The sequence below is a fragment of the Phyllobacterium sp. P5_D12 genome (assembly GCF_054049495.1).
This window is the reverse complement of record NZ_JBFUMG010000144.1, coordinates 1-9527: the sequence shown is the minus strand read 5'-3', so window position 1 is coordinate 9527 and position 9527 is coordinate 1. Positions and strand designations below refer to the sequence as shown.

Sequence of the window (9527 nt, the reverse complement as noted above, 5' to 3'; positions counted from 1 at the left end):
CCCTGCGGCGCCGCTGCAGCGCCACCCGGTCCGGGGGGCGTTTGCGGCTGTGGCGCGGCCGGGGCTGGTGCCGGTTGCGATTGTTCGATCGCTTTTTGTGCCGCCTGCTCGGCTGCACGTCTTTCCGCTAAAGCCCGCTGCTCTGCGGCGAGCCTTTCAGCTTCGGCGCGTTCAGCAGCTGCACGTGCTTCCTGTTCGGCCTTGAGCCGGGCTTCTTCGGCAAGCCGCACACGCTCATTCGCGCGGGCCTGATAGAGTTGGACCTCGCGGCGCAGACGCTGCTTTTCGACAAGCGCGGCCTGCATGGTTTCCACGCGCTGTTGTTCGCGCTCCAAGGTGCGCTGGGTCAGGAACTGTTCAAGCGGCTGCCGGTTCAAAGCCAATTTTGGATTGTCCAGTGGACCGGCCAAGCTGAACTCGACAAGCGGGTCGGCTCCAGCAACCACGGCCTTGCCAGGATCGAAGGTAAAACGCCCTTGCGATGCAATACTCATGTCGGAAAAATTGAGCCGCAGATCAGCGGCCAGAGTTGCGGCTTCGCTTTGAAGCTGGAATGTCGAGGTCCGCGCCATGCCGCCGGCAATCGTGAAGGCAAATTCCGCAGCGCCGGCATTGAACGTGCCCTCATGCAAATATTTGCCAATCGTGGCAGTCACGGCAGCGGCGGCGACGGGTCCCTCCATCGCGTCCGCTGCTTGAAGGATCGGCTTCAGCGCACCAGGATTGATTGCGTTGATCGCAAGATCCGCGACCGAGACCACGCCCGAACCGGCGACAGATTCCATCATCTCGGCAATCGAGGTACCCGTCGCATTTACGGAGGCCGATATTTTCGCCTTGCCCTTCAGCGGCGTCTGGTCTTCGTCGGGCTTGTAGAGGGCCTCGAGAGCCGTCTGGTCGAGTGTAAACTGTCCGGTTGCGAGACCTGTACCGCTGGTATTGCGTAACTCGAACATACCGTGGACCTGGCCGCCAAGCAGGTCACCTTTTACATCGTCGAGACGAAGCGAGCCGTCCTTCAGGGTAGCAATCGTCTGGAATTTACCCATCGTGCCAAGAATGCCCGCTGGAGCTTCCGCGGCATTTATTTTCACATTGAAATTCACAGGAAAAAGCGGAGCGGCCGCGAAGTTCTCCTTCGGCCAAACATTGCGACCTTCAGTTCCCAGCGCATTCGTGCCCAGCATGAATTGCGCCAGTGACGGAAGGTCGAGTTGTGCGAGTGTCAGATCGCCTTGCGCCGCCGGTATACCGTTCTCGACATCGAAGCCCAGTCGGCCAGCGATCTTCCTGCCGCTCACTTCGCCACTCAAATCGGGCAAGGTCAGCTTACCCTTCGAAAGCTGGAAACTGCTTGCGATGTCCACGGGCATGCCATTGCCAAAGCCGGGCAATGAATAACCTGCCGTTGCGATATAGGATTCGAGATCCGCTGCCTTGATCGAGGCACGGCCCTCGCCGCTCAGCTCGCCGCCAATGTCCCGAAAACTGCCATCGACAAGCGCCTGTCCATCCGAGGACTTCAGCGAAAGCTGTGTCTGCAGGCCATCCTTTTCATTCCCCTTCAACGCGAGGTCGGCCTCCAGTTCGCCCGCCATCCCGAGTGGCAGCGCCTGGAGCCCTATCAATGCCATCAGCGTCTCCGCCTGTGCACTGCGCGCGTCCATCGTCAGCTCGAGCGAGCGCAACTTGTCGGCGTTTTCCGTGGTCGTGCCGGAGAGGGTTACGTCCATCCCCCCGGTTTTTCCGGCCGCGCTCAAAGAGAACTCGGATCCGCCTTTGCCATGCAAAGTGTTTGCAATGACATTGAGATTGGTCTCCTCGAAGAGACCCGGAAACCGGGCGGCGTTTTCGCTCAAGGTCGTGATGAACGGGAAATCCGGAAACCGGGCAGCCATCGCCGTAACAAAGGGAGCGAGATTGTCGGAGAGTATGGTGGAGTCGAGCGAGCCTGAAGGTTCAGCCTTGAAGGGTGCAAGCTTGCCGGTCGCGGTTATGGTGGTACCTGCAACATTACCGATCGTCAGCCGATCGATATCGAAAACGCCATCGCGCAGGCGGAAAGCCGTGTCCAGAGTTTCCGCAACGAGCCGGTTGTGTGTGACGGGCCCCGCTTTCAGATGCACATCGAGATCCTGGCCGCGCAACTGCGGCGAACCGTTTGCAGATGACGTTCCAGTATTGCCGAAGATCGCCGCGAAAGCCTCCAGCGCATCGGCATCGAGTGCCCCGCCCTCAAGCGTCAGTTGCGTCAGCGGCAGGGATTCGCCCTTGGCGCTGCGTACCAGCGAGCCTCTGAGCGATGCGCCGCCAAGCGCCAATTCGAGATTATCGACCTTCTGCAACTCGTCATGCAGGCTCACATCACCGGAAAAACCGGCTCCGGGCAAGCGCCGGATCGACTCGTCAACGGAATCCGTCAGCCATGCGGCAAGTCCCGAGGGCTGACGCGATGCAATCAGCAGCCGCCCGTCGAAGCCAAAATCATCGCCAACCTGCAACGTTCCCTTGGCTTCGAACTGGGTCCGCCCCGGCAGTTCCGCCTTGACCTGATTGATCTGCCAAGCCCCGTTCGAAGGCGCCGCGTCGATCGTCACCGAGCGGATCGTCGTGTCACCTGCAACGATCGCTGGAAGTTTGAGGTCGATCGTGCCGGGAACGGTCGGTATCGGCAGTTGATCCATCAGACGCCGGAATACACCCATCCGTTCCGATGGGGTGGCCGGTTTGGGTGTCGTGCCTTTGGCTTGTTCATTCTGATTGGCAAAGGTGACCTGCTGTCCGTCCGCCTTGATTTCAAAATGCGGATCATTGCCATAGTCGAAAAGCGCGTTGCCATTGACAATGTAGGGATCGTCGACGGTCCCCTGCTCCATGCGAAATTCGGGGATATCGATCTTGGCGTGATCGGCCTCAAAACGTCCAGTGACGCGAACGCTGGAAAGCAACGGCTTTTCGGTTTTCCCGGCAGTCTTGGCACCGTCGGCCACCTCGTCAGCCGAACGAATGTCGATATTGCCGGCATATTTCAGCACGCCTTCATTTACGGTCAATTCGCCATCGGTCTCGAATGCTGCCGGAATGCGGTCCGGGGAAACCCTTGCATGGACGTTCAGCGTGCCATCTGGCTTCGCAGCACCCGTCGAAGCGGAGACAGCCGTCTTTGCGCCGTTGAAAAAAAGCGTCCCATCAAATTTCCAGGGCCCGGAAAGGTCGGTTGCCGACAATGACGCGTTGAGGTTTCCAATCGTCCGGGTGGTTCCCGTCGAGGCATCGCGAATGACCACCGAGCCATCTGTAATGCGCATATCCTCCAGCCTGACCTGCGCCGAATGGAACGGCGCGCGCGGCCGGATCGCCCAGTCGATGACGCCGTTCTTGTCGATGGCTACCTTTGCCGTCGGCTTCTCGATCCGCATGTCGAAGATCAGGATTTCGCCACGTACGAATGGCGCAAGCTCGGCATCCATCGAAAACTTCTCGATCGTCATCACCGGTTCGGAGCCCGGATCACCGACCTTGACATCGGAAAACGTCACAGACGGAAACGGCAGGAGCCGCGCGCTGGCGCTGCCTGCGACTGTCACAGGGCGCCCGAGCAGCGCCGAAGCCTCGCGCTCGAAGGAGGACCGATAACCAGCCCAATCGACAAAGTACGGCACAACCAGCGCCGCAGTCAGCACCAGTACCAGTAATCCGCCGATAAATACGAACAGGCGTGCCAGTGTCCTACTCCGATCGATACGTGCCGGGCACCATAAGCACCAGTTTTTGGCGGCGGCAAGACATGACAGTCTTTCTGGTCAATTTGCAACGCTCACACAATGGTTTAGCGCCAGGAATCAATTCGTGAGCCTAAAGGCGTAAGATCTTGCCGGGATTCATGATATTGCCCGGATCGATTGCGCGCTTGATCGCTTCCATCACATCGACAGCACCACCGAGCTCTGCCCGAAGGAACTTGATCTTGCCCTGGCCGATGCCGTGTTCACCCGTGCAGGTTCCATCCATGGCGATCGCCCTCAAATTGAGGCGCTCGACAAAGGCCTCGACCTTCTGGATCTCGACCGGGTCTTTCTCGTCGAACAGCACGAGCACGTGGAAATTACCATCGCCGGCATGACCGACGATCGGCGCAATCAGCCCGCTCTCGTCGATATCCTTCTCGGTCTCGACGATGCATTCCGCCAACCGCGAGATCGGCACGCACACGTCGGTCGAAAGCGACTGCTTTCCAGGCGCGAGCGTCATGCAGGCGAAATAGGAATTGTGGCGCGCCGACCAGAGCTTCTCACGCTCTTCTGCATTGGCTGTCCATTTGAATTCACCACCGCCATTGGCAGCGGCAATTTCACCGAAGAGTTCCGCCTGCTCGGCCACGCTCGTTTCGCTGCCGTGGAACTCGAGAAAGAGATAGGGTGCAGGCTCGTAATCCAGCTTGGAATAGGCGATCATCGCCTGCATTTCGAGCTGATTGACCAGTTCGATGCGCGCTACCGGGATACCCATCTGAATGGTCTCGATCACCGCGTTGCAAGCGCTTTCAAGATCTGGGAACGCGCAGATGCCGCCGGAAATCGCTTGCGGAATGCCATAAAGCCTCAGCGTCAGTTCCGTGATGATGCCGAGCGTGCCCTCCGAACCGACGAGCAGACGCGTCAGGTCATAGCCTGCCGATGTTTTCTTCACCCGCTTCGACGTAGTGATCAAGCGTCCGTCCGGCATCACTGCCTTCAGTGCCAGCACGTTCTCGCGCATCGTGCCATAGCGCACGGCATTGGTACCCGAAGCGCGCGTCGCCGCCATGCCGCCGAGGCTGGCATTGGCGCCGGGATCGATGGGGAAGAACAAACCCGTGTCGCGCAGATATTCGTTGAGCTGCTTGCGCGTAACCCCCGGTTCTATAACGACATTCAAATCTTCGCTATAGACCTTGAGAATGCGATTCATACGCGAAAGATCAATGGAAATGCCGCCGGCTGGCGCGTTTACATGACCTTCAAGGGAAGTGCCCGTTCCAAACGCGATCACCGGAACACCCCATTCACTGCACAGGCGCACTATTTCCTGAACATCCTCGGCGGACTCCACGAAAACGACCAGATCCGGTGCCTGGTTCGGCACGTAACTCGTCGTATGCGCGTGCTGTTCGCGAATGGACTTGCCCGATTGCGCACTATCGCCGAAGCGTTTCTTCAGAATAGAAACGACCGTCGCGATACCGTTTTCGTTGCGTAGCAAAGCGCCCGCGTCTGCCAATGCCATTCCAGTTCCACCCTTCAATATACGTCTTCCACGCGTGCATTTTCGGGGAATGCACACGACTTGTCCAGTTGTAACTCTGTGTGATTACCGTGACGACTTCCCGCATGCGAAAAGGCGGGATCTAATTGTCGTCGTCATCCTCATCATCGTCTTCGCCCGGCTGCCAATCGGTGACGGGGATGAAGCGTTCCTGCTCGCCGGTCTTTTCGAACACACTGCCGACAGGTGCATCCAGAAGAGGAATGATACTGGGATCGTAATTGGCGATGGTATTGACCTCGAAGATGCCGCTGTTGTCCGGGTCTTCCATATAGTCGTCGCTCTCGAAACCCGAGAGAAACCGCCAACCACTATCCATCTCGTTGTCAGGATCCTCGCGGTACATGAAGCGCACCGGATAGCCATCGATCGTGATCGTATCCGTCGCAATGCAACCGCCGTAGTTGCGGATCAATGGCCGTATCTCGTTCTTGGTGAGTCGGTAGCTTTTCTCCATAGCCAATTTTAGTTGATCGTCAGGGATTTGGCTAGTTTTCGAAAACGATCGGAAAACTTGTCCTTCTCGCTACTCCGCACGATCAGGATGGCGCGCACGTAACGGCTTGTTTCAAAACGAGCAATTTGCGCGACGTACAGCGCATCTCCGCTGGCAGCATCCTTGGCACTCCCGTCGATCTCGACCCATTCGGCGCCATTTTCTTCAGAGCTCGTCTCGTTGTCCGATTGCACATCCTTGATGCCGGTCAATGAGGCGAATGCCTGTTTGGCAAAGGCCATCCGCGCCGGCGCTTCCGGTGCAGTATTGAGATTGGACGCAATAATGATGATGGGCTGCATCGAGTTTGCCGCGACATCATTCGGCCCCTCGGTCAAAAGAAAAGTCGCCCCTGCTATCACGCGCACCGGGCGAAACCCGGCCGTATCGGACACCTTGAACGGCAAAGCAGCGACCTGCTCGTCGAGGCTTGGCGGGGTGCGGATCGTGATGGTGCGCAGGGCGGTCTCGACATCCGCATCGGACAAGCCTCCCTGGACGCCCTCGGGTATCTGTACCGTCACCATGGCAGTTGTCGTCTTGGCACCGACCAGGACCACCCATTTCCGATATTTGATCCCGGCCGCGACCTGGCTGCCGCGAATAAGTTTTGAGACGACAGCGCCTTCGACAGGCCAATCTTCCGGTTGCCCAGCCTCGATCCCGGTCGCGCGCAGACCATCGGGATTAAATTTTGCCGCGAGCTCCGCATAGGCGTCCACCGGCAGCTCCGTCAGAACGATCGATGTACCCTTGGCGGCATCTTCGAACCCGCTGAAATTGGTAGACAGGACCAGACCGGGAGGAGGCACGAGCCCGACACCGGAACCGCCGGGAAAAACCCGCTCTTGTGCAAGGCCCAATTGGACGCTTGCCAGCAAAAAAAGCGCGCTTAAGGCGAGGGTAACAATTCGCATCGGGTCATTCCTTCTTTCAATGAGAACGAGAGCCTCGGACGACAATATTGGCGCGTTCTGCCGGAGGGAATTTGTGGACAAGGTCGAGGGGTTTGGCGAGGCCGATGTTCATCCATCGGACGATGCCGAAACCCGAAGGAATTGGTCCAAATTCACCCGGCCCTTCGGGTTTCCGGCTGGCGGACACCCACTTTGTCAGGCGGCATCGCCCGATGGATAAACATCGGCCTCGCCACCTTCCGCGTGGATTGTCTCGCCATCCGGGAAACAGAACTGMGTCAATATTGTCGCCCGAGGCTCTAATCGCCTTAGAACGGTCCCGCAAGCTTTTGGTTTCCCTTTTGTTTTTCGTACTCCTCACGCCAGATTCTTCTGGAAGAACGCTACCGTGCGGCTCCAGGCGAGATCCGCCGCTTTCTTGTCATAGCGGGCTTCCGACGTATCATTGTTGAAAGCGTGGTTCGCGCCATCATAAATATGGATCTCGAAACTCTTGCCGTTTTGTTCGAGGGCTTTCTTGTAGGCATCGATACCTGCATTGATCCGCGTATCGAGACCGGCATATTGCAACAACAGCGGCGCCTTGATTTTGGCGACGTCTTCGGCTTTTGGCTGCCGGCCATAATATGCGACCCCGGCGCCGAGATCGGGTGCGTTGACGGCAAGATCATTGACCATGCCACCGCCCCAGCAAAAGCCGACGACGCCAACTTTGCCGGTGGTCCCTTTGTCCTGCTTGAGATATTCGATGGTTGCAATGCCTTCTGCGATCGCAGTTTTCGAATCGAGCGCTCCGATCATATCCCGCGCCTTGTCTTCATCACCCGGCGTTCCGCCAGATGCGGAAAGCAGGTCCGGCGCCAACGCGACAAAACCTTCGAGCGCCATGCGGCGGGCAACGTCACGAATATGCTCGTTCAAGCCGCGATTCTCATGGATGACAATGACAGCCGGGAGCTTGCCCGAACGTTCTGCCGGGCTTGCCCGATATCCCTTGATGTCTCCTGCGGATGACGAAAAAACAATGTCCTTGGTGCGAAGCCTTGGGTCATCGACCGCAATGATTCCAGCCTGTGCGGCATTTGCCGCCAGCATCGGGGCGATGACGGCGGCAGCAGCCCCGGAACCGGCAAGCTTTGTCAACTTTTCCATGAAGGCGCGGCGGTCAAGCGACAGGTGGGTATATTCGTCGTAGGCCTCGACCATCGCTTGGGTGATTGTCGGCTTGTTCATAACTGTTTCCTCCAAACGCGGAGGACGAGGCGCGCGTCCCTCGCATCAGCCCTTGGCGCGATGCGAAAGGATACCGGTTGAAAGGGCAACGCCAAGTCCGGTGATAAGTGCTGCCACAATCTCCCAGACGCCGACCGGCTCGTCAAGGAATATGGCACCGCCAAGGGCAGCCAGAACAGGCGTCAGTGCACTGAAAGCAGCTGCCTGGCTGCCACCAAGGGAACGGACGGCGATGCCATAGGCCAACATCGCGGCAAGACCCGACAGGACACCCTGGCTCAGGAACTGCAAACCGAGCTCAGGCAGTGGAACCTCGAGAATCGTGGAGCCGAAGGTGAGCGCGAGGCCAACGTGAATGAGGAAAGACCAGACCGCGATCAGCGCACCGCCCTGCAGTGCCGTCAAACCGGACCGCTTGAATGCATGGGTATAGCCAGCCCAGAGCAAGGCACCAAGTGGCAGGAAGACGAAGCTGACCCAGGTGATTTCATGACTGTTCAGGGCAAGCACGAGAAGGATGGCAAGACCGGCGACAATGGAGCCAAGGCCAAGCCAGCGCGTGAAATCCGGCCGCTCACCGAACACAACGACACCGATAAGCGCGGCAGCAAGCGGCATGGAACCACCGAGGAGAACCCCGACGGCCGAAGCGGGTGTCGAATGGATGGCGAAGGTGGTGACCTGAAAGAACAGTGCACCAGCACCACAGACCATGATCGTCAGAAGAGCGAGCGGAACATCACGAGGGATAAGTCCCGTCTTCAACCAAACCGGTGCGAGGACCAATGCCGGAACACCGTAGCGGATGAGGCCAAGATCGATCGTGCCGAGATGCGTGCCACTACTGTGGCGGGTGGCAATGATCCATGTCGCCCAGATGAAAACGGTGACCAGCGCACCCGCATAGCCTGTGGCGAGGGAATTGGATTTCCTGAATTCTGGACTGAGAGCAACCATCGGAACTTCCTTTCAAAATGCCCGAACATCTTCGGTTGAAAGGCAGGATAGCGCCTATGGCATGAGCATGTCCTTGCAAGTTGATGCCACTCTGAGTAGCCTTTCAGCAATATTCGATAAGCAAAATATGGAGAATATGCGATTTATGCCAAATCTGGACAAATTCGATATTGGGATACTCGAAGCGCTGCAGGAGGATGCACGGGCCACGAACGTCGAGATTGCCGAAAAGGTGAATCTTTCGCCCTCACCTTGCCTGCGCCGTATCCGCAATCTGGAAAAGGCCGGAGTCATCCGCGGTTACCGCGCGGATATCGACCGCAAGGAAGTCGGTCTCGGCTTGACAGTGTTCGTTGAAATCAAGGTCGGGCAGCACAGCCGCGAAAATTCGGACGCGCAACAGGCGGCGCTCATTGCCATGCCGGAAGTGACAGCCGCATTCCTCATCTCCGGAACTGCAGATTTTCTCGCCGAGGTGGTTGTCGAGGATCTGAGCGCCTACGAGCGGTTCCTCACTGAAAAGCTGTTGTTGCTTCCTGGCGTTGCGGACATCCGTTCGAATTTCGCCATCCGCACCGTGAAAACGGGAGCTCCCCTGAAGCTCCCGCAGAGGTAACAAT

Annotated in this window: 7 protein-coding genes; 1 reads left to right on the top strand and 6 read right to left on the bottom strand. The window is 58.1% G+C overall.

Features of this window, described 5'->3' with window-relative positions; genetic code table 11:
- From ACXJ5O_RS11825 to ACXJ5O_RS11800, 6 genes are all read right to left on the bottom strand, one after another.
- Positions 1 to 3683 (bottom strand): AsmA family protein (locus ACXJ5O_RS11825; RefSeq protein WP_457300064.1); only part of this gene is annotated, 3683 nt, incomplete at its 3' end.
- Positions 3684 to 3855: 172 nt separating this feature from the next.
- On the bottom strand, positions 3856 to 5265 hold the full coding sequence (locus tag ACXJ5O_RS11820; protein WP_457300063.1) for an FAD-binding oxidoreductase: 1410 nt from the start codon (positions 5263 to 5265) through the stop codon (positions 3856 to 3858).
- A gap of 121 nt (positions 5266 to 5386) precedes the next feature.
- On the bottom strand, positions 5387 to 5761 hold the full coding sequence (locus ACXJ5O_RS11815; protein WP_112530052.1) for a DUF2185 domain-containing protein: 375 nt from the start codon (positions 5759 to 5761) through the stop codon (positions 5387 to 5389).
- A gap of 8 nt (positions 5762 to 5769) precedes the next feature.
- The gene (locus ACXJ5O_RS11810) at positions 5770 to 6717 is read right to left on the bottom strand and encodes a hypothetical protein (RefSeq protein ID WP_457300062.1); all 948 of its coding nucleotides are present in this window, start codon (positions 6715 to 6717) and stop codon (positions 5770 to 5772) included.
- 357 nt (positions 6718 to 7074) lie between these two features.
- Positions 7075 to 7950 carry a dienelactone hydrolase family protein gene (locus ACXJ5O_RS11805; protein ID WP_457300061.1) on the bottom strand — a complete coding sequence of 292 codons (876 nt, stop codon included), beginning with the start codon at positions 7948 to 7950 and terminating at the stop codon, positions 7075 to 7077.
- A 45-nt stretch (positions 7951 to 7995) separates the two neighbouring features.
- A complete protein-coding gene (locus ACXJ5O_RS11800; protein ID WP_457300060.1) occupies positions 7996 to 8907 on the bottom strand; it encodes a DMT family transporter in 912 nt (303 codons plus the stop codon).
- A 145-nt stretch (positions 8908 to 9052) separates the two neighbouring features.
- On the opposite strand from ACXJ5O_RS11800, the gene ACXJ5O_RS11795 reads away from it, so the two are divergent.
- Positions 9053 to 9523 carry an Lrp/AsnC family transcriptional regulator gene (locus ACXJ5O_RS11795; protein ID WP_112530060.1) on the top strand — a complete coding sequence of 157 codons (471 nt, stop codon included), beginning with the start codon at positions 9053 to 9055 and terminating at the stop codon, positions 9521 to 9523.
- Positions 9524 to 9527: the final 4 nt, after the last annotated feature.